The organism is Devosia sp. Root635, from assembly GCF_001427605.1.
In the GTDB taxonomy this organism is placed as follows: Bacteria; Pseudomonadota; Alphaproteobacteria; order Rhizobiales; family Devosiaceae; genus Devosia.
This window is the reverse complement of the sequence record NZ_LMGZ01000019.1, coordinates 182,008-201,250: the sequence shown is the minus strand read 5'-3', so window position 1 is coordinate 201,250 and position 19,243 is coordinate 182,008. Positions and strand designations below refer to the sequence as shown.

General features: G+C 63.5%; 17 protein-coding genes and 1 pseudogene. 6 read left to right on the top strand and 12 right to left on the bottom strand.

The window, feature by feature from the left end:
* Nucleotides 1–4 precede the first annotated feature (4 nt).
* The 3 genes from ASD80_RS12210 to ASD80_RS12200 form a co-directional block, all read right to left on the bottom strand.
* Nucleotides 5–484: a VOC family protein gene (locus ASD80_RS12210; protein WP_156460427.1), complete on the bottom strand. Its 480-nt coding sequence runs from the start codon at nucleotides 482–484 to the stop codon at nucleotides 5–7.
* A complete protein-coding gene (locus ASD80_RS12205; RefSeq protein WP_162247351.1) occupies nucleotides 481–2,130 on the bottom strand; it encodes an HAD-IIIC family phosphatase in 1,650 nt (549 codons plus the stop codon). The genes ASD80_RS12210 and ASD80_RS12205 overlap by 4 nt, the downstream gene beginning before the upstream one ends.
* Before the next feature lie 99 nt (nucleotides 2,131–2,229).
* Nucleotides 2,230–2,463 carry an acyl carrier protein gene (locus ASD80_RS12200; protein WP_056233163.1) on the bottom strand — a complete coding sequence of 78 codons (234 nt, stop codon included), beginning with the start codon at nucleotides 2,461–2,463 and terminating at the stop codon, nucleotides 2,230–2,232.
* Between the two features lie 76 nt (nucleotides 2,464–2,539).
* On the opposite strand from ASD80_RS12200, the gene ASD80_RS12195 reads away from it, so the two are divergent.
* Nucleotides 2,540–3,472 carry a class I SAM-dependent methyltransferase gene (locus ASD80_RS12195; RefSeq protein ID WP_082555242.1) on the top strand — a complete coding sequence of 311 codons (933 nt, stop codon included), beginning with the start codon at nucleotides 2,540–2,542 and terminating at the stop codon, nucleotides 3,470–3,472.
* Between the two features lie 116 nt (nucleotides 3,473–3,588).
* Here the strand turns inward: ASD80_RS12195 and ASD80_RS12190 are convergent, their stop codons facing one another.
* The 9 genes from ASD80_RS12190 to ASD80_RS12150 all read right to left on the bottom strand — a co-directional run bounded on the left by ASD80_RS12190 (nucleotide 3,589) and on the right by ASD80_RS12150 (nucleotide 12,914).
* Nucleotides 3,589–4,362, bottom strand: coding sequence for an exodeoxyribonuclease III (locus ASD80_RS12190; RefSeq protein ID WP_056233159.1), 774 nt, complete (start codon nucleotides 4,360–4,362; stop codon nucleotides 3,589–3,591).
* Complete coding sequence (locus tag ASD80_RS12185) at nucleotides 4,359–5,003, bottom strand: alpha/beta family hydrolase (RefSeq protein WP_056233157.1); 645 nt, start codon at nucleotides 5,001–5,003, stop codon at nucleotides 4,359–4,361. The genes ASD80_RS12190 and ASD80_RS12185 overlap by 4 nt, the downstream gene beginning before the upstream one ends.
* A gap of 182 nt (nucleotides 5,004–5,185) precedes the next feature.
* A complete protein-coding gene (locus ASD80_RS12180; protein ID WP_056233155.1) occupies nucleotides 5,186–6,262 on the bottom strand; it encodes a tetratricopeptide repeat protein in 1,077 nt (358 codons plus the stop codon).
* A gap of 5 nt (nucleotides 6,263–6,267) precedes the next feature.
* Nucleotides 6,268–7,173 carry a Ku protein gene (locus ASD80_RS12175; protein ID WP_056233153.1) on the bottom strand — a complete coding sequence of 302 codons (906 nt, stop codon included), beginning with the start codon at nucleotides 7,171–7,173 and terminating at the stop codon, nucleotides 6,268–6,270.
* A 42-nt stretch (nucleotides 7,174–7,215) separates the two neighbouring features.
* A complete protein-coding gene (gene ligD, locus ASD80_RS12170; RefSeq protein WP_056233151.1) occupies nucleotides 7,216–9,651 on the bottom strand; it encodes a DNA ligase D in 2,436 nt (811 codons plus the stop codon).
* 222 nt (nucleotides 9,652–9,873) lie between these two features.
* Entirely contained in the window at nucleotides 9,874–10,275 is a 402-nt protein-coding gene (locus ASD80_RS12165) for a VOC family protein (protein WP_056233149.1), read from the bottom strand.
* 65 nt (nucleotides 10,276–10,340) lie between these two features.
* Nucleotides 10,341–11,609, bottom strand: coding sequence for an RNA polymerase sigma factor (locus ASD80_RS12160; RefSeq protein WP_056233146.1), 1,269 nt, complete (start codon nucleotides 11,607–11,609; stop codon nucleotides 10,341–10,343).
* Entirely contained in the window at nucleotides 11,609–11,980 is a 372-nt protein-coding gene (locus ASD80_RS12155; RefSeq protein WP_056233144.1) for a YciI family protein, read from the bottom strand. Before ASD80_RS12155 ends, ASD80_RS12160 begins: the two co-directional genes overlap by 1 nt.
* Before the next feature lie 67 nt (nucleotides 11,981–12,047).
* Complete coding sequence (locus tag ASD80_RS12150; RefSeq protein WP_244488995.1) at nucleotides 12,048–12,914, bottom strand: EamA family transporter; 867 nt, start codon at nucleotides 12,912–12,914, stop codon at nucleotides 12,048–12,050.
* A 251-nt stretch (nucleotides 12,915–13,165) separates the two neighbouring features.
* Between ASD80_RS12150 and ASD80_RS12145 the strand changes: the two genes are divergently transcribed.
* The 5 genes and pseudogenes from ASD80_RS12145 to ASD80_RS12125 all read left to right on the top strand — a co-directional run bounded on the left by ASD80_RS12145 (nucleotide 13,166) and on the right by ASD80_RS12125 (nucleotide 19,173).
* A complete protein-coding gene (locus ASD80_RS12145; protein WP_056233142.1) occupies nucleotides 13,166–14,227 on the top strand; it encodes an aldo/keto reductase in 1,062 nt (353 codons plus the stop codon).
* Entirely contained in the window at nucleotides 14,220–14,903 is a 684-nt protein-coding gene (locus tag ASD80_RS12140; protein ID WP_056233140.1) for a fumarylacetoacetate hydrolase family protein, read from the top strand. Before ASD80_RS12145 ends, ASD80_RS12140 begins: the two co-directional genes overlap by 8 nt.
* The gene (locus ASD80_RS12135) at nucleotides 14,903–15,991 is read left to right on the top strand and encodes an ATP-dependent DNA helicase (protein WP_056233139.1); all 1,089 of its coding nucleotides are present in this window, start codon (nucleotides 14,903–14,905) and stop codon (nucleotides 15,989–15,991) included. The genes ASD80_RS12140 and ASD80_RS12135 overlap by 1 nt, the downstream gene beginning before the upstream one ends.
* 379 nt (nucleotides 15,992–16,370) lie before the next feature.
* Nucleotides 16,371–18,215: pseudogene (locus ASD80_RS12130) on the top strand (cation:proton antiporter); the annotation flags it as partial.
* 529 nt (nucleotides 18,216–18,744) lie between these two features.
* On the top strand, nucleotides 18,745–19,173 hold the full coding sequence (locus ASD80_RS12125; protein WP_056233134.1) for an RrF2 family transcriptional regulator: 429 nt from the start codon (nucleotides 18,745–18,747) through the stop codon (nucleotides 19,171–19,173).
* The last annotated feature ends 70 nt before the right edge of the window (nucleotides 19,174–19,243 follow it).

Here is a 19,243-nt window from a genome sequence, read left to right as displayed (position 1 = left end):
AAGCTTACTCCAGCTTGGCCAAAAGCATGGCGGCTAGCGGATCGGGCTGTAGACGGCCCACCGGTGGCCGCGACATCAGCTCTACGACAAGGCCGCCGCGCGTCATTACAAAGGCAAGCTGGCGATCAAAGACAGCGCCATAGCAGGGCTGGACGACAATCAAGCCACCCCGATCCTCCAAGGCGGACAGGTCGGCCGCCAAATCGTCGCTGAACAGACACACGTGGTCGAGACCGCCTCCCTTTGCCAGGCGGGTGCGAACCGGACTGTCGTCTTCCAGCGGCGCAATCAACTCGATGTGCACGGCCCCGGATAATGTCAGAAGGGCGCAACTGACTTTCTGGATTGGATCGGGTGCCGGCGGCACCAGTAGCTCCGCACCCATGGCTGTCCAAATCTTGAGGGCTCGATCCATATTCGCGACGACATAGCCGATATGGAACAGTCGCTTGGGATCGAAACCTTCCGGGAGCGGCGCGATCATTGCATGAAGCCCGTCGCCGGCAGAGTCACGGCGAGATGCTCAGGCGAGGGCAGACTTTCGGTGTTGCGAATGAAAAGCCCGTCCTCGTCCGCCGGAACGAAGCCATGCTGAGGATAGAGGTCGGACACCATGGCGTTCTTTTTTGTGGGACGATACTCCCCGACGATAGCGTCGCATCCGCGGGCACGGGCCAGGGCCACCGCCTGGGCAAGCATGGCGGTCTCGACGCCCCTTCCCAGCACGCGACAGGACATCAGCAGGCTGTCGACCCGTGCCACCTTGCCCTCGGCCTTCAAGATGCAAATGCCGACCAGACCATAGTCACCGAACTTGTCGCCGACCGTAACGCTGAAAAGGTCGGTCTGGCGATCCGATCGCATAGCCCGTATGTCGTCTGCCGAATAACGCCTGGTCGTCAGGTTGAACTGGTTGGATTTATTGATGAGTTGGACGAACCGCGCCAAGTCTTCATCGCGGTACGGATTAAAATCCACCCGGAGCTCGACAGTACGCAAAAACTCTTCGGCGGTAAGGGTCTTGCCCTGGTCGCGACGCTGCCGGTCAGACCGCATCATCTCCGTTCGGGTTCTGTCTTCCGACGTGATGGTCAGCTTGTCGAACAGAAAGCCATTGTCCACCAGAAGATCGGGAAGCTGCTCGACGTCATTGGGGACTTGTAGGCACGCAACCTCGGGGAAGCGCACACGTACCTCCTCGATCTCGAAGCTGCTGTCGTCGACGAAGACCAGTGAATCTATGCCGATGTTGAGTTCCGCGGCAATATTTTCGATAGCGCGTGACTTGGCTTCCCAGTTCACTTGAAAAACCGATATGTCATCACGCCGCAGAACCATGGCCGGGTGCGAGTCGAACATTTCCAATACGTCCTGCGGGTTATTCTTGCTGCTGATGGCCAGCAACGTTCCGGCCATACGCAATGCCTTGAGCTGGCTCTGGAACTCCACATAGGCACGACCAGGAAAATCGGGTCCGAGTTCGACGCCACCGATGCCATCTTCACCGATGATCCCGCCCCATAGGGTGTTGTCGCAGTCGATCACGATGCACTTCCGGGCGGGCTTCATACGCGCGTCAATGATGCGGGCAAGTGCTCGAGACATGTGCAGTTGCATTGTTCCCGTAAAAGGCTGGCGGTAGAGATATTCTCCCTGGGGGCTAAGTGCCGAAGCCTCGCCCAACGCACCAATGATCTGCTCGAGATCCAGCAGGTAAACCGACGCATGATTCCCGGCGAAGGCGAGGAGGTCAGAGGAGACCCGGTGCCAAAGGCCCAGCCAGTCGTTGCCCCGCGGGAACTCGGTCACCCTTCCGGCCGGCTGCCGCGGTCTGGGCGGCAGGGAAATGACGATCTCGCTCTCAACAGTTTGGCGAAGCCGGCTCATCGCGGCGCTGATCGTGTCGTAGGCCTCGGATGCCTTGTCAGCCGAATCGGCCAAATCCTCCAGCCGGAACAGCAGGACGAAAATCTGGGGAATATGCCCGTCAAAGCTGCCTTCCGGCGCTAAACATGTTTGGGCAAGCTGGTTATAGCCGGCCAGGCGCAGGTCAGGGCCGGTATACCCGGCAGCCAGCAACAAGCCGCCAAGCAAGGGAATGGCGGTTTCAGCAGTGAAGCTTGCGGCCATGCCGATGCTAATGTCTGGATCGCCCCTGCCCGCGGAGGTTAGGTGCCTACGCCAGAGCTGTTGTAACTGGCGAGTGTCGGGCGGCGCGTTCATATCGAATTAAATATCCGCGCCCTTTGCCTGAAGCACTTCGCGAGCAATTCCGATGGTTCGCATGCGCATGACGTCGCGTGCGGACAGCGAGACGGAAAATACCGTCTCTATGGCCGCAACCAGCCGCATCGCCGCCAAGCTATCCCAGGAGTCGACCGTGTCGGGCGAACTGGCGTCGTTAAGCGTGGCCGGGTCGACGTCGAGTTCGTCGGCGAACAGCAAAACCAGTTTGTCGTGCATGAGCGGCAGGGCCTTTGGGATCGTTTATTGATGGTAACTCGCTGTTGCCGTATACGACGCAGGAACCAATGGAGCAATGCCACAGCCCGCTATGCAGATAGACCCATCTCTATTTCCCCACCTCTCTCGGCTCGTCTCACAGCAATTGGCAGTCTATCCCGAGCACGCAAAGCTGTTCGATCGCCGGTTTGGCGGCGAATCGCCGGAGGCATTGGCTCACCTGGAGTGGCTGGCCCGCAAGGTTGCCAAGCTAACGGCGGGCGCAGAGCAGACCTTCCTGCAGGATTATCGGTGGCTCTGCGACAGGCAGGTAGAGGAAGAACTCTACTTCCGGCGGACTGGCCGATACCGGCTGGACACCTTTTCCCAAGCCTATGAGCAGGTTTACTCCGACGCGGCGTACATGACGCGCTATATGAACGGACTGCTAATGACGCAATTGTGGTGGTCTAACCATACGAGCGTCATGGCCTTCTTTCGCAATGGGTACTTGCCGAGCCTCGGAGCCGATTATTCACATCTTGAAATCGGTCCTGGCCATGGGTTGTTTCTCGCTCTGGCCGCTGAAGACCAACGCTGCAGAACAGCTACGGGTTGGGACATTTCCGCGGCATCCATCGAGAGGACGCGCCACGCGTTGGAGTCCCTGGACCCAGGCCGCATGCCCGACCTTGTGCTACAGGACCTCTTCGCTTCGCCCACAGCGCAGTTTGATAGCCTGGTATTCAGCGAAGTTCTGGAACACATGGAAAATCCCCGCGCGGCACTTGATGCTATCCGCCCACTGCTATCTCCGGGCGGTCGGCTTTTCCTCAACATGCCCATCAACAGTCCCGCTCCCGATCATCTGTTCAATGTGGAAACACCAAGCGAACTGAGGTCTTTTTTGGAAGATGCTGGCTTCAGCGTGCTAGAAGAACACCTTGCTCCCGCCACCAACCAGAAACTTGATCAGTCAGTCCGCAAGAAATTGACAATTTCGTGCGCGTATATCCTTGAGCGCAGTTGACATAGGGAGATCGCACCGAACTCGGATCGCTGCTCGGCGCCAACGGCTGGTCGCTGGCGCTTTGCCGCAGAAATGGCAGCGGCTTTGCGGGTTTGGAAACGCGGCCAAACGTGACTCTAGTCCTGTAGTTCGATCCAGGCCGGTGCATGATCGCTGGCACCCTCCTCGCCGCGTATGTCGCGGTCCACGCCCGCAGCGGTCAGCCGACGCGCCAGCGTCTTGCTCAGCAGCAGGTGGTCCAGCCGCAGGCCCGCATCACGCGGCCAGCGGTTCCGCATATAGTCCCAGAACGTATAGATCGTTTCGTCGGGATGGGTCTTGCGGATAGCGTCGGTCCAGCCCTGCGCCAGCAGTGCGGCGAATAAGGCCCTGCTTTCGGGCTGCACCAGAGCATTGTCGCGATAGGACTTGGTTTCGTAAATATCGCGCGGCTCGGGCACGATATTGTAATCCCCCACCAAAGCCACCGGGAGCCCGGTGTCCCACAGGCCCTGCGCATGGGCCAGAAACCGCTGCATCCACTCCAGCTTGTAGGCAAATTTCGGCCCCGGCTGCGGATTGCCATTGGGCGCATAGAGGCAGGCGACCAGCACGCCGTTCACCGCCGCCTCGATATAGCGCGCCTGGCTGTCATCAGGATTGCCGGGCAGCTCGGCCTGCGTCAGCACCGGCTCGGTTCCGCGCGCCAATATGGCCACGCCGTTCCAGCTCGATTCCCCGCGCCACACCGCGCCATAGCCGGCATCGGCCAAAGCGGTGGCGGGGAACTGCCGGTCGCTGGCCTTGAGCTCCTGCAGGCACACGACGTCAGGCGCCGCGTCGGCCAGCCACGCCATCAGGTTGGGCAGGCGCCTGTTGATGCCATTGATATTGTAGGTGGCAATCTTCACGTCGCGATGCGCTTGGCCCAGGCGTCGATACTCGTCGCTATCGTCTTGAGATGATCGGCAGTCGAAAAGCCGGATAGTGTCTTGCGCGGCTTGAGATCATGGTCGCCGTCTTCGAGAAACTGCACCGTGATATCAGGCGACAACGCATAGCCGGCAATCTCCTCCGGCGAGCCGAATTCGTCCCGCGTACCGTGGAAGATCATGGTCGGCGTCTTGAGCTCGGCCAGATGCGCGGTGCGTAGCGTCTCCGGCTTGCCCGGTGGATGGAATGGATAGCCCAGGCACACCAGCCCGGCGATGCGCCCCGCCTCGAACAGGCTATCGGCCACCATGCTGGCCACCCGACCACCCATGGATTTGCCGCCGATGATGAGCGGCCCATTGGTCGGCCCCAGATCGTCCACCGCGGCGACGAATTCGGGCATCACCTTGTCGGCCCGCGGCGGTGGCTTTTTCCCCGCCTCGGTGCGGCGGCTTGCCATATAGCCGAACTCGAACCGCGCCACGCGAAAGCCCTCGGCCGCCAGCGCCTTGGCCGTCGCATTCATCGAGGCGGAGTCCATCGGCGCCCCGGCGCCATGGGCGAGGAGGATGGTGACGCGGGCATCTTCGGGGCCGTCGAAGAGGAAGCTGGTGGGCATGGCGTGGGGTCCCGTGGTTTGGGCGCACTGTAACTGGTGAAGACGCTCCGTGCCACGCCCTCGTGGTTCGAGGGTCGCTACGCTCCCGCCTCACCATGAGGGCTGCTGATACGCCGGACCAAGAGTAGCCCTCATGGTGAGGTGCGAGCCCTTCGCGAGCCTCGAACCACGAGGGCGTGGCGCTACCCCGCCTTGTTCAGCGTCCGATTGGCCAGCCCAATCCCGGCCCGGGCCCGTCTTGCCCAGTCCGAGTCACTGTCCAGCTCCAGATAGCGCAGCCACCATTGCCGCGCCGCTGCCAGGTCATGCGCGTCATATTCCAGCGCCGCCAGATTATACACCGCGTCGGCATAATCGGGGTCCAGCGCCACCGCCTTGGCCAGGTGCTCGCGCGCCGCCGCCACGCGGCCCATGTCACGCAGCACGCCGCCATGGTTGAACCAGGCCTCGACGAAATCGGGGTCGCGCTTGATGGCGGTGATATAGGCCGTCGCGGCTTCGTCCAGCCGCTCCAGTTTGCGCAGGCAATTGCCGAAGTTGAAGGCGGCCACTGCATCGGTAGAGTCGATCGATGAGCAATGCTGGTAGAGCGTCGCCGCCTCGGCGAAGAGTTCGGCCGCCTCCGCCGTTTCGGCCAGGCCGAAATAGTCTTCGGCATCCTCATCCAATTCGGGCAGGGACAGCAGGCGTTGCCCGTTCAGTTCGGCCAGCGAATGGGCGTCCCTGGCCACGATGCGCGCCGGGCCATCGGCCTGCAGCGTCAGCGCGGTCAGCGAGCCCACCGGGCCGATCTGGTGCACCGAGCGCGCAATGGCGCTCCAGCTCGCGCCCGATGCGACCAGTCCGGCATATTTCTTCGCCAGGATGACGTCGCGGAACGAGAAGGGCTCCACATGGTGCTCGAAGGCGTCGAACAGCGCCAGCAGGTCCAGCACGTCGCCATCGAGCCGCGACTGGTCGAGCATGGCCTGGCGGGTGATATTGGCCGATGGCACTGGGGGCAGACTGCGCAGCAGGCGCAGGAAGCCGTTTTCGCTCAGCAAAGGGACGTTGTTTGCCCGCGCCTTGCCGGCGGCTTGCTCGATATATTCCTGCGATTTTCTTGCCAGCAGCGTGCGGCCCAGCACGGCGGCGGTGGTGCCGCGGGTAATATTGCGGTGCAGGCGTCCGCCGAGGCTCTGGACGCGGCGCGTAGCGAGGCGCAGCGGGAAGGCCTGCAGGGCGCCGATCACCCCATAGCTCTCCCCGCTTGCTCTCATTCAGGTCAGGCCTTCTTTTTTGCGGCCGCCTTTGGTGCTGCGGCCTTGGATGCTTCCAATGCGGCCTTGAGCGATGCCTTGGCGGCGGATTCCTTGGGCGCGGCAGCAGGTGCCTTGGCCTTGCTTTTCGCGGCCGGCTTGGCTTCCCCCAGGCTCGCCTTCAGCGCGTCCATCAGGTTGATAACATTGCCGCGTTCGGGCGCCGCTGCAATGATTGGTTTGTGGCCCTTGAGCTTTTCCTTGATCATCGACATCAGGGCGACCTCATAGCGATCCTCATAGGCCTTGGGGTCGAAATGGGTGACCTTCTGGTCGATCAGCTTCTGCGCCAGGTCGAGCATTTCCGCATCGGGCTTGCCCTGCGGGATAGTATCGAAATATTCGGCCGTGCCGCGCACTTCGTTGGGGTTGCGCAAAGTGGTGACGAACATGCCCTTGTCGCGCGCGCCGATGGTCACCACGCGCTCGCGGCTCGACAGCACCAGCCGGGCAATGGCCACCTTGCCGCTCTTGCGCAGGGCCTCGCGCAAAACGACGAAGGTTTCCTCGGCCATGGCCCCGTCGGGGGCGAGGTAATAGGGGGCGTCCTGGTAGATCTCGTCCACTTCGTTCTCATCGACAAAGGCTTCGATATTGAGCGTGTGGTTGGATTCGATGCGGACGGCTTCGAGGTCTTCGTCCTCGATGATGATATATTGCTTGGCTTCGTATTCGTAGCCGCGCACCAGGTCTGATCGTTCGACCAGACCCAGTTCGGGGTCGACCGGCTTCATGTTGATGCGGTTATGCGTATCCTTGTGGAGCTGGTTGAAGCTGATGCGCTCCGACGTCGATGTCGCCGGGAACATCTTCACCGCGCAGCTCACCAGGCTCAGTCTGATATGGCCCTTCCAACTGGCTCTGGGTGCCATTTTCGTCTCCTACGCGCGAACACTACGCAAACAACACGTAAATCATGACGTTAGATCCCGTGCGGACTCGTTAATGTCGGCCCAGGGGTCGCCAGCCGTGGTTAACAAACCCGGAAGCGTAGAATAATTCAGGTCTTCGGGAGAGTCGATGGATTCCAGGTCCCGCCAGTCTATCGGCGTAGAGGCCGGCAGATGCGGGCGGGCGCGCAGCGAATAGGCCGCTACCGCCGTCGCGCTGCGCGCATTGCGGTGATAGTCGATGAAGATGCGGTTCTTGCGGTTCTGCTCGCCCATTGTGGTGGTAAACGTGTCGGGCCCGGTCTTGGCCAGCACCACCGCAATGGCGGCGCAGGCGGCATGGGCCTGTTTCCAGGTCAGCTTTTTCGTGGTCGGCACCACGATATGCACGCCCTTGCCGCCCGAGGTCTTGACGAAGGGCCTGAGCCCCATGGCCTCCAGCCCCCCGCGCAGATGCACGGCGGCATTGACCACGTCGCGCCATTGCACGCCCTCGCCGGGGTCGAGGTCGAAGATCACCCGGTCGGGCTTGTCGATATGGCTGGCATGGGTGCCCCAGGCGTGGAACTCGATGACGCCGAACTGGGCCAAAGCCAGATAGCCCCTGGCATCCTCCACCGAGATATAGGTCTGTTTCTCGCCTTCCGAATTCTGCGTCTCGAAGCTCTTGAGACCATCAGGCATGCCGGTAAAGGGATGGCGCTGGAAGAAGCAGTCATGCGGCTTGCCGGTCGGGCAGCGGAACAGCGAGACTGGCCGGTTGAACAGGTGCGGCAGCATATAGTCGCCTACACCGGCATAATAGACCGCGATATCGAGCTTGGTCGGCCCGGTCTTGCCGAACAGCCGCCGTGTCGGATTGGTCACCCATATGCCGGCGAGGTCCGCGTCGGAGATGATGCGCTTGACCGGCGCGCTCACCGGCGTCGTCAGCTCGGCCTGACGCAACCCCCTGAACACGGCGTGGCGCAGCATGCCGTCATTGGTCTGGTTGGCATATTGAATGCGGGCGGTCAGAATGGGCCGCACCGGGATGATCTCTTTTGGCGCGCGCTCCAGCTTCTCATCGATCCGCAGCGGCGCCAGCCGCGCCACCAGCGACTTCATCGTGGCGGCGTCGAAGCCGGTGCCCACCTTGCCGCGATAGACCAGTTCTCCCTCGACCCATTCACCCACAGCCAGCGCGCCGATGCCGCCATTGGCGGCGCTGTCGCTGTAGCCCGCAATGACATAGTCGCCGGTTTTGAGCGCCTTGATCTTGAGCCAGCTCGATGATCGCCCGGCCGTATGCTTGCTGTCCGCGCGCTTGGAAACCACGCCTTCCAGCCCCAGTTCGGAAGCATGGTCGAGCAGCACCTGTCCGTCGCCCTCGACATGGTCGGAATATTGGATGGCCGAGCGCGGTGTCACATGGCCGGAGAGCAGTTGCGCCAGCAGGCCCTTGCGCTTGACCAAGGGCACATTGCGCAGATCCCAGCCGTCGAGATGCAGCAGGTCGAAGGCATAAAACACCAGCTTGTTGCCCGCCCCTTCCGACAACGCATCCTGCAACATGGAGAAGCGGCTGATCCCCTGCTTGTCCAGCACCACGATCTCGCCATCGACGATGGCCTCGCGGCAATTGAGCTCGCCGAAGGCCTTGGGCAAGTCGCCATAGCGTTTGGTCCAGTCCAGCCCGCCGCGGGTGATCAGCCGGGCCTTGCCGGCTTGGAGGAAGGCCAGCGTGCGATAGCCGTCGAACTTGATCTCATGCAGATATTTCCCCTTGGGGTCCGGCACTTTCTCGGCCGACGAGGCCAGTTGCAGCGCCATCGTAGCGGGCAGGGGCGCCTTCACGGCGCCGGTCAGCTTGCCCGGCTGCGGCTTGCCGGCCTTTTTGATCGGAGCAGGGGGGGGCGCCACCAGTTCCTCGATCCGCCGTCCGGTCTTGACGCTTTCGGGGCGGGTTTCGAGAATATCCTCCTCGGTACTCATTGATGTGTCCCGTTCCTTGAACAGGATCCAGCCTTCCTTACCCTTGTCCTCCGGCTTGCCTTTGAGCCGCGCCAGCATCCAGCCGCCGCGCAGCTTTTCGCCGACCAGGCGGAACTTGAAGGCGCCCTTCTGCAAATCTTCATGCGGGTCGCCCATCGGCGCCCAGGTGCCGGTATCCCAGACGATCATCGGTCCGCCGCCATATTCGCCCTCGGGGATGACGCCCTCGAAGTCGATATAGTCGATCGGGTGGTCCTCGGTGGCGGCGGCGAAGCGCTTGTCGGCCGGGTTGAGCGAAGGTCCCTTGGGCACGGCCCAGCTTTTCAGCACGCCATCGAGTTCGAGCCGCAGGTCATAATGGTCCGCCGTGGCATGGTGCTTGTGGATGACGAAGCGGTTGCCGGCGCTGCCCACGGAGCCGGCAGGCTCGCTGGTGCGCTGGAAGTCACGCTTGTCACGGTAGGTCTGGAGCTTGTCGGTGGGCATGGCGGGACTTTAGCAGGGCGGGGTGAAGGCTTGCTTAGGGCGGTTCATCCTTTCGATGGCGTCGTAGGCTCTTGCGCCTCCCTCCCCCTTGAGGGGAGGGATCGAGGGAGGGGGTCCATCAGTGAACCCGAAACCACCCCCTCCCAACCCTCCCCTCAAGGGGGAGGGGGCGATAACCACCGGTTCCGTGAAAATGAAACGATGGGGCAGGAGAATGGTGGCTCACACCGGCTTCACGCTCTGCCCGATCGCCCAGGTCACCCCGAACGGGTCTTCCAGCTGGCCATAGATATCGCCCCAGAACTCCGTCTTGAGCGGCGACGTCACCTTGCAGCCGGCAGCCACGGCGCGGTCCCACCATTTCTGGGCGTCGTCGACATGGATATGCATGTTGAAGCCCTGCGGCTTGACCGGCGGGAAGCCGTAGTCGGGGAAGAAGTCGCAGACGAAGAGCACGCTGCCATTGATCTCGATGGTGCTGTGGATCAGCTTGTCGCTGTTCTCGGCCGTCATGGCCTCGTGCTCGATGGCGGCAAAGGCGGTCTTGTAGAAGTCGAGTGCCTTTCGGGCGCCGTCGACATTGAGATAGGGCGTAACGCCGGTGGTGGGGCGGGGTGCGGTCATGTCTGTTCTCCTCGGTTGGGCCTATGCAAGCATGGCGCGCGGTCAGGCGCCAGTTCAGTCATCTATCAATTGATCGCGCTGGCCGGCGGCAAAGCTGGCTGCGCCGCCAACCGGTCGAGATGGAGGCGAATATGCGCCGCCTCGGCCGGCGAGCCGGCCAGCGCTATGGCGCGGTTGAAGGCTTCGCGCGCCCCCGATGTATTGCCCAGTTGCAGCAGCAGCCCGCCGCGCACCCCGTGATAGTGGAAATAGGAGTCGAGCCTGTCGCCCAAAGGCGCGATCAGCGCCAGGGCCGCTTCCGGCCCATATGCCTTGCTGACAGCCACGGCGCGGTTGAGCGTCACCACGGGTGAAGGCTGGATGACTTCGAGCGTCTGGTAGAGCCGGTCGATGGCGCCCCAATCGGTGTCCTCGGCGCGCTTGGCCCGCGCATGCTGGGCGGCAATGGCGGCCTGCACCTGGTAGGTGCCCGGCTCCTGATGGCGCAGGGCCTTTTCCACCAGCGCCCGCCCCTCGGCCAGCATGGGTCCGTCCCACAGGGTCCGGTCCTGGTCCTCCAGCAGCACGATCTGGCCCTCGGCATCGGTGCGGGCGCGGTGCCGCGCATGCTGCAGCAGCATCAGCGCCACCAGCCCCATGACTTCCGGCTCGCTGGGAAACAGGTGCTGCAACAGCCGGCCGAGCCTTATCGCCTCGTCGCAGAGCAGGGCCGCATCGGGGTCGGAATGGCCGCGCGAATAGCCCTCGTTGAAGACGAGGTAGATCATCATGGCCACCACGCCCAGCCGCTCCAACCTTCCTTCTTCATCAGGCGGATCGAAAGGCACATTATTGGCGGCGATGCGCGCCTTGGCGCGGGTAATGCGCTGCTCCATCGCCACTTCGCTGACCAGGAACGCCCTGGCGATCTGCCGTAGCGGCAGGCCGGCCACCACGCGCAGAGCCAGCGCGATCTGCTGGTTGGCGGGCAGGTCGGGGTGGCAGCACACGAAAAGCAGGCGCAGGATGTCGTCGCGGTAATGCGCGCCATCCAGCCGCTCGGCGATATCCACTTCGGCATCGTCGAGGTCCGACAGGTGCTCTTCGGACGGCAGGGCGACGTTCCTGCGCGTCTTGCGCACCGCATCGATGCCGCTATTGCGCCCGACGAAGATCAGCCAGGCCACGGTGTCGCGCGGCGGCCCCTTGACGGGCCAGGTTCTGACGGCGCGGAGGCTCGCTTCCTGGAAAGCCTCCTCGGCGGCATCAAGATTGCGGAAATAGCGCAGCAGGGCGCTCAACGCCTGGGGTCGGGCCGCTATCAGGGCCGCTGCTATCCAGGCGTTGTCGACCATTATCCAAGCTCGCTGGGGTGAAAGATGCCGACAGGACGGATTTCATAGCCGCCGCCGCTGGGATTGGCCTTGATCAGCTCCTTGGCAAAGGCGATGGCCTCGTCCAGCGAGTCGCAATCGGCGAGATAGAAGCCGAGGAACTGTTCCTTGGTTTCGGCGAAGGGCCCGTCGATGATCAGGGGTTCGCCCGAGGTCTTGCGCAGGGTGGTTGCCGAAGTAGTCGGCAGCAGCCGCGCCACCGGGCCCATCTTGCCCTTGGCCTTCATGCCGTCCTCGACCTGGCCGAGGCGCGCCATGCAGGCGTCATCCTCCTCCTTGGACCAGGTGGCGACGGCGTTTTCATCATTGTAGCAGAGGACAGCATACAGCATTTAGACATCCCTCGTCGTGAACATGACGAGCGACTATGCCCAATTCAGACAGCGGGTGAAGCGATTTTTACGCCACGGGTGGCGGCGTATTCCGCGCTATCGTCACCGTGGCGCCCAGCGAGGCCACGATGATGGCGACGATGCCGCCCAACTGCCAGGGGCTCAGCGTTTCGCCGAGAATGAGGAAACCCGACAGCGCGCCGAGGGCCGGCTGGCCACTCATCAGAATCCCGAACAGGCGCGATGGCATATGGGGCAGGGCCACCATGTCCAGCGCATAGGGAATGGCGCTCGACAGCAGGGCCACGCCCAGCCCGATGGGCAGGATGGCCGGATCGAGCAGGGCCGTGCCTGATGTCGCGACGCCGAAGGGCAGCGCGATGACGGCCGCGACGGACACACCGAGCGCCGTGATATGCGGGCCGCCGCCGGTGCCGGCGCGCTGGCCGAAAATGATATAGCCGGCCCAGCAGGCGCCGGCCGCCAGGGCCAGCAGCACGCCCATTATGCCGATCGCGCCGGTCGACTGGCCCAGCGGCAGCAGCATGGCGAGCCCGGCCAGGGCCAGGGCGATCCAGGCGAAATCGAGCGGCTTGCGCGCGCCGGCCAGGGCCACCGCCAGCGGGCCGGTGAATTCGAGCGCCACGGCGACGCCGAGCGGAATGGTTGCCAGCGCCGCATAGAAGAACAGGTTCATTGCGCCCATGACGGCGCCATAGGCCAGAACGGCGCGCCATTGCCTGCTGTCGAGCTTCTGCCGCCACGGCCGGAACACGGCGACCAGCACGACGGCCGCCAGCACCAGCCGCAATGTCGTCGCGCCCGCTGCACCCACCAGCGGAAACAGCCCCTTGGCAAAGCTCGCGCCGGTCTGGGTGAACACCATGCCCAGCGTGACGAGCAGGACGGAAAAGACGACGGATTGCGGCCGCACGGGGAGGGCTTTCGGAAGGATGGCGGCGGTTTAGCAGGGATCGAACCATCGTGCCACGCCCTCGTGGTTCGAGGCTCGTGAAGAACTCGCACCTCACCATGAGGGCTACAAGGACATTGAGCTAAAAGTAGCCCTCATGGTGAGGCGGGAGTGAAGCGACCCTCGAACCACGAGGGCGTGGCACAGAGTGCGATTGACCCGACTCCGTTTGCCCTTTAGCCCTATCGCGGCAGAACAAACGAGGAATGTCGATGGAATACCGTTATCTGGGGCGTTCAGGCCTCAAGGTCTCCACGCTGACCATGGGCACCATGACCTTTGGCGGTTCCGAAAAGGTCGGCCATACCGAACAGGGTGACGCGACACGGCAGATCGACATGTGCCTCGATGCCGGCATCAACCTGATCGACACGGCCAATGTCTACAATGCCGGCGTCTCCGAGGAGATGGTCGGGGTGGCTTTGGCCGAGAATGGCCGCCGGCAGAAAACGCTGGTCGCGACAAAAGTCCGCTTCAAGATGGGCGACGGACCCAACGATATCGGCCTTTCCCGCCACCACATCGTCGCCCAGGCCGAAGCCAGCCTGCGCCGACTGCAGACCGATGTCATTGATCTCTACCAGGTGCATGAATGGGACGGGCAGACGCCCATCGAGGAGACGATGGAGGCGCTCGATACGCTCGTGAAAAGGGGCTTGGTCCGCTATATCGGCTGTTCCAATTATGCCGGCTGGCAAATCAGCAAGGCCCTCGCTGCTGCCGGGGCGCGACAGGGCGAACGCTTCATCTCCCAGCAAATCCACTACACGCTGCATTCGCGCGAAGCCGAATATGAGCTGATCCCGGTCGGTCAGGACCAGGGGCTGGGCGTGCTCATCTGGTCGCCGCTGGCGGGCGGGCTGCTCTCGGGCAAGTATCGGCGCGATGGCGGACCGAAATCGGGCCGGCATGTGGGCGGCTTCCGCGAACCGCCGGTCTATGACTGGGAGAAATTCTACGACATCATCGACGTGCTGGTTGGTGTGGCCGAGGAACGCGGCGTCTCGGGCGCGCAGGTGGCGCTGGCCTGGCTGCTGGGGCGGCCGGGGGTGACCTCGGTCATTATCGGCGGGCGCAGCGATGCGCAGTTCCAGGACAATCTGGGCGCGGCCGACTTCAAGCTGAGTGACGACGAACGCGCCCGGCTCGATGCGGCCAGCAGGCCGCCTTTGCTCTATCCCTATTGGCACCAGTCCTTCACCGCACAGGACCGGCTGGGCAAGATCGACCTCGACCTGATCGGGCCCTATGCCGAGGAGTTCAAGCGTGGCTGATTTTCTGTTCGAACCTTACGCGCCCACGACCATCCCGATCGCCCGTGGCGGGCTGTTCGCCGTGCGCCGGGTCTATTGCGTGGGCCGCAACTATGCCGAGCATGTGGTGGAAATGGGCAATGACACGCGCGATCCGCCATTCTTCTTCGGCAAGCCGGCCGATGCCATCGTCGTCGGTGGCGCCGATATCCCCTATCCGAGCCAGACCAGTGATTTCCACCACGAGATCGAACTGGTCGTCGCCATCGGCAAGGACGGGTCCGATATCGCCTCGGCCGATGCGCTCAACCATGTCTATGGCTATGCCGTTGGCCTCGACATGACGCGGCGGGATGTGCAGACGCAGGCCAAGAAAGCCGGGCGCCCCTGGGACATGGCCAAGGGCTTCGATCATTCTGCCCCCATCGGCACGATCGAACCGGTGAGCGCGATCGGCCACCCCGACAAGGGCACGATCACGCTCTCGGTCAACGGCGTCGAACGCCAGCGCGGCGATCTCGCCGACCAGATCTGGAACGTCGCCGACACCATCGCCTATCTGAGCCGCTTCGTTGCCCTCAAGGCCGGCGATATCATCATGACCGGCACCCCGGCCGGCGTTGGTGCCGTGGTGCGCGGCGATGTGCTGGAAGGCGCCATTGCCGGTGTCGGCATGGTCCGGACGCGGATCGCCTGATGCCGGTCTGGTCGCCCCAGCAGGATGGCGCGCTCAAGGCGGTGTCCGCCTGGCTCAAGGACAAGAACGGGCCCCAGGTGTTCCGCCTGTTCGGCTGGGCCGGCACCGGCAAGTCGACCCTGGCCGTGCATCTGGCGCAGGATGTCCGCAGCGTCAAATATGCCGCCTTTACTGGCAAGGCGGCTCTGGTCATGCGCAAGCGCGGCTGCAAGGGCGCGCAGACCATCCATAGCCTGATCTATACCCTGGTCAGCGAAAAGGAGGGCGAGCCGCGCTTCGTGCTCGACGATGAAAGCCCGGCCGCCGATGCCGATCTCATCGTTATCGATGAAGTGTCGATGGTCGATGAGCAACTGGGCCGCGACCTGCTCAGCTTTGGGGTCAAGGTGCTGGTGCTGGGCGATCCGTTCCAGCTGCCGCCGGTGCAGGGCGCCGGTTTCTTCACCGCCGACGAGCCCGACATCATGCTCACCGAAATCCACCGCCAGGCGGCGGACAATCCGATCATCCACCTCTCCATGCAAGTGCGCGAAGGCGGCTTTCTCGAGCGCGGCTCCTATGGCGAATCCATCGTGGTGGGCCGCGACAATGTCGATCGCAACGCGGTACTCGAAGCCGACCAGGTGCTGGTGGGCCGCAACAAGACCCGCCTGCAATACAATGATCGCCTGCGCGAATTACGCGGCCTGCCCTTCCACGAGCCGGTGGAAGGCGACCGCATGGTCTGCCTGCGCAACAATCCGCGCAAGAAGCTGCTCAACGGCCAGATCTGGATCGTCACCGAAGTCACCAAGCGGACCAATGGCAAATATTCGCTGCTGCTGGGGGCCGACGAGGGCAAGGGCGAGGCGCGGGTGCTGACGCACAAGGCCTTCTTTTCGGGCGAGGAAGATACGATGAGCTGGCCCGAGCGCCGCCAGTTCGACGAATTCACCTTCGGCTACTGCCTCACTGTCCATAAGGCGCAGGGCAGCCAGTGGGACAATGTCTATCTGTTCGACGAGAGCTTCGTGTTCCGCGAGGAACGGGCGCGCTGGCTCTATACCGGCATTACCCGCGCCGCCGAAAAGATCACCGTGGTTTCCTGAAGCGGGCGAGGGCCCTCTCCCCACATTGGCAGACCCGCCCCTCCACCGTGCATTGCCCGGCTGGTCCGGGCAATGCACGGCTCCACACGCGCCGAAGATGGATCATCCGGACAAGCCGGGTGATGCCGGAGGAGCGGATAGACTGGGAGGCGTGTGACGGGTTCGTGTTTTCCCTGCAGGAGATGCGCCGCAAGGGCGGGTTCCGTCATAACAAAGACAAACTCGCGTTTCTGCATCGGGTGCTGTGAAGTTTTCTCGCCAAGTAAGCCAAATTGCTGATGTTTCCAGCATTGGTGGTGCTTGCGCAATGCGCCTCTATACCCCATCTTGGTCGTAGAGATTTCCATCAGCCCGGATCATTCCCCACAACGGAGGCATCATGCACCACGACACCCCCCTGATCTCAACGATCGTCGCGGGTCTGGTGCTGGCCTTCATTTTCGGCATGATCGCCAATCGCTTCAAGATGCCTCCCCTGGTGGGCTATCTGGCTGCCGGCGTGCTGGTGGGGCCCTACACACCGGGCTTCGTGGCCGATCAGGCGCTGGGCGCCGAATTGGCCGAGCTGGGCGTGATCCTTCTCATGTTCGGGGTGGGCCTGCATTTCTCGCTCAAGGATTTGATGAGCGTGCGGGCGCTGGCCATTCCCGGCGCCGTCGGCCAGATCGCGCTGGCGACCTTGCTGGGTTTCGGGCTGGGCATGCTGCTCGGCTGGGATGTCGGAGGGTCCCTGCTTTTCGGCCTGGCGCTGTCCTGCGCCTCGACCGTGGTGCTGCTCAAGGCCATGCAGGATCGCCGCCTGCTCGAAACCGACCGTGGCCGGATTGCCGTGGGCTGGCTGATCGTGGAGGATTTGGTCTGCGTGCTGGCGCTGGTGCTGATCCCGGCCTTCGCGGCTTTGGGCGGCAGCGAAAACGCCCCGCACGATCCCTTCGTTTCGTTTGTCGAGCGCCTGGCGGGCGGGGGTATCGGCATCTGGGGGGTCATCGGGCTCACCGTCATCAAGATTGCCGCCTTTGTCGGCTTCATGATGATCGTGGGCCGCCGCTTCATTCCCTGGGCGCTGCATGGCACCGCTCATACCGGCAGCCGCGAACTGTTCCGCCTGGCGGTGCTGGCCATCGCGCTGGGCGTGGCGCTCGGTTCGGCCGTGCTGTTCGGCGTGTCGCTGGCGCTGGGCGCGTTCTTTGCCGGCATGATCCTCTCCGAAAGCGAACTCAGCCATCGCGCCGCGCAGGAAACCCTGCCGCTGCGCGACGCCTTTGCCGTGCTGTTCTTCGTTTCGGTCGGCATGCTGTTCGACCCCTCGACCATCATCACCAATCCGGTGCCGCTACTGGCAACGGTCTTCATCATCGTCATCGGCAAGTCGCTGGCCGCGTTTGGCATCGTGCTGCTGTTCAAGCGGCCTGTGGGGACGGCGCTGACCATTTCCGCGTCGCTGGCGCAGATCGGCGAATTTTCCTTCATCATCGCCAGCATGGGCGTGTCGCTGGCCATCATGCCCAAGGAAGCGCAGGATTTGGTGCTGGCCGGCGCGGTGATATCCATCATCCTCAATCCGGTTATATTCTGGCTGGTAGACCTGGCCAAGCCGCGCTTCGAGGCGAAGGTCGCCCAGCGCAAGGCGACGCATGATGGCGCGCGTGTCGAGCCCACCGAGCTGTCCGAGGCCGCAACGGGACCCGCGACGACCGACGCGCCGAGCGCGGCGGCGATCGATACCGGGGCGCTCGGCGCTGATGATGACGACGATACGGACGAGCCGTCGCACCAGTCCGGCCATACCGTGCTGGTCGGCTTTGGCCAGGTCGGGCGTATCGTGGCCGACGGCATCAAGGCCGATGGCGGCGGGCTGGTGGTGATCGAGGATTCGGACCATGACGTCGCCGCCGCGCGGGCCGAGGGTTTTGAAGTCATCTTCGGCAATGCCGCCAGCCAGGATACGCTCAAGCTGGCCAACCTGCCGCAGGCCCGCAACCTGCTGATCGCCATTTCCAATGGCTTCGAGGCGGGGTCGGTCTGCGAATCCGGCCGCAAGCTCAATCCGGGCATTTCCATCATCGCCCGCGCCTATTCGGAGGAGGAAGAAGCCTTCCTGCGCAATCTGGGCGCCACTGCGGTCATTCGCGGCGAGCGCGAAATCGGCAAGGGCATCCTGACCTTCCTGCGCGGCGATGGCGGTAACCTGGCATCGGCGGCCATGCCGGTGCCCGACGAGCCCAGGCTGCCGGTGGTGGAGAACCTGTTGGCAAAGGTTGCGGCTGCCGATGTCGCGACGCCGGACGCGGTTATTGAGCTGCCGCCGCCGGCCACCGAAGCAGCAGAATCCGATCCAGTGGTCATCGATGCCGTCGAAGCCGCGTCCATCCCAGCCGAGCCGGCAGCGGCAGGGCCGGAATCGGTCGATGCGACTCCGGCCATTGGTGAAGCACCGGCAGCCATTGACGAGGTGGTGGTTCCCGCCGCCGAGCCGGAAGTGGCAGCGGAGCCGGCTGCCGAAACCACGGCGGAGATCGATGCCGAGACCGCTGCAGAGGCCGCCGCCGAGACCAGCGAAGGCGGTATCGCGCCGCCCGAGCCGGACGCGGAAAGCAAGGATGAGCCCACCGTGCCGCCGGTGGTTCCCGAGCCCAAAAGCTAGCCTCTTGTCAAAGGCTTGAGCGCGGGCGCATAGAGTTCAGCGGGGCTGTGTTCCTGCCCCGATCGCGTTCGGCGCGCCAGATGGGTGCACCGGGAAGTCAGTAGGGCCGATGATTTCGCAAAAAGCCAAATATGCCTTGCGCGCGCTGGTGTCCCTCGCCCGGACCGGGCGCGGGGAAACCATGATGATCGGCGAGATTTCCAAGGAACAGGCGATCCCCAAGAAATTCCTCGAGCAGATCCTGCTCGAGCTCAAGCGGGCCGGGTTCGTCGCCAGCCGCCGCGGTCGCTCGGGCGGCTATGAATTGCTCAAGGATCCCGAGCAGATCATGTTCGGCGAGGTGCTGCGCCTCATCGATGGTCCCATCGCGCCGCTGCCCTGCCTGTCCAAGATCGCCTACAAGAAATGCGCCGATTGCCGCGACGAGGCCTCCTGCGAAATCCGCCACGTCTTCGAGCGGGTAACGCTGGCCACCCGCGAAGTGCTCGACCGCACGACGCTGGCGGATTCGCTCCGGCTGGAAGATTTGCCGGTTTAGCGATTGTGCCACGCCCTCGTGGTTCGAGGGTCGCTGCGCTCCCGCTTCACCATGAGGGCTACTGGACACC

Bases quoted from the DNA above. Each gene is read 5' to 3' on its own strand.
- ligD (WP_056233151.1), bottom strand. From the start codon at position 9,651: ATGCCCACCGACAAGCTCCAGACCTACCGTGACAAGCGTGACTTCCAG.
- ASD80_RS12145 (WP_056233142.1), top strand. From the start codon at position 13,166: ATGGAATACCGTTATCTGGGGCGTTCAGGCCTCAAGGTCTCCACGCTG.
- ASD80_RS12210 (WP_156460427.1), bottom strand. From the start codon at position 484: ATGATCGCGCCGCTCCCGGAAGGTTTCGATCCCAAGCGACTGTTCCAT.
- ASD80_RS12200 (WP_056233163.1), bottom strand. From the start codon at position 2,463: ATGCACGACAAACTGGTTTTGCTGTTCGCCGACGAACTCGACGTCGAC.
- ASD80_RS12195 (WP_082555242.1), top strand. From the start codon at position 2,540: ATGCCACAGCCCGCTATGCAGATAGACCCATCTCTATTTCCCCACCTC.
- ASD80_RS12125 (WP_056233134.1), top strand. From the start codon at position 18,745: ATGATTTCGCAAAAAGCCAAATATGCCTTGCGCGCGCTGGTGTCCCTC.
- ASD80_RS12155 (WP_056233144.1), bottom strand. From the start codon at position 11,980: ATGCTGTATGCTGTCCTCTGCTACAATGATGAAAACGCCGTCGCCACC.
- ASD80_RS12165 (WP_056233149.1), bottom strand. From the start codon at position 10,275: ATGACCGCACCCCGCCCCACCACCGGCGTTACGCCCTATCTCAATGTC.
- ASD80_RS12180 (WP_056233155.1), bottom strand. From the start codon at position 6,262: ATGAGAGCAAGCGGGGAGAGCTATGGGGTGATCGGCGCCCTGCAGGCC.
- ASD80_RS12205 (WP_162247351.1), bottom strand. From the start codon at position 2,130: ATGGCCGCAAGCTTCACTGCTGAAACCGCCATTCCCTTGCTTGGCGGC.
- ASD80_RS12135 (WP_056233139.1), top strand. From the start codon at position 14,903: ATGCCGGTCTGGTCGCCCCAGCAGGATGGCGCGCTCAAGGCGGTGTCC.
- ASD80_RS12175 (WP_056233153.1), bottom strand. From the start codon at position 7,173: ATGGCACCCAGAGCCAGTTGGAAGGGCCATATCAGACTGAGCCTGGTG.
- ASD80_RS12185 (WP_056233157.1), bottom strand. From the start codon at position 5,003: ATGCCCACCAGCTTCCTCTTCGACGGCCCCGAAGATGCCCGCGTCACC.
- ASD80_RS12160 (WP_056233146.1), bottom strand. From the start codon at position 11,609: ATGGTCGACAACGCCTGGATAGCAGCGGCCCTGATAGCGGCCCGACCC.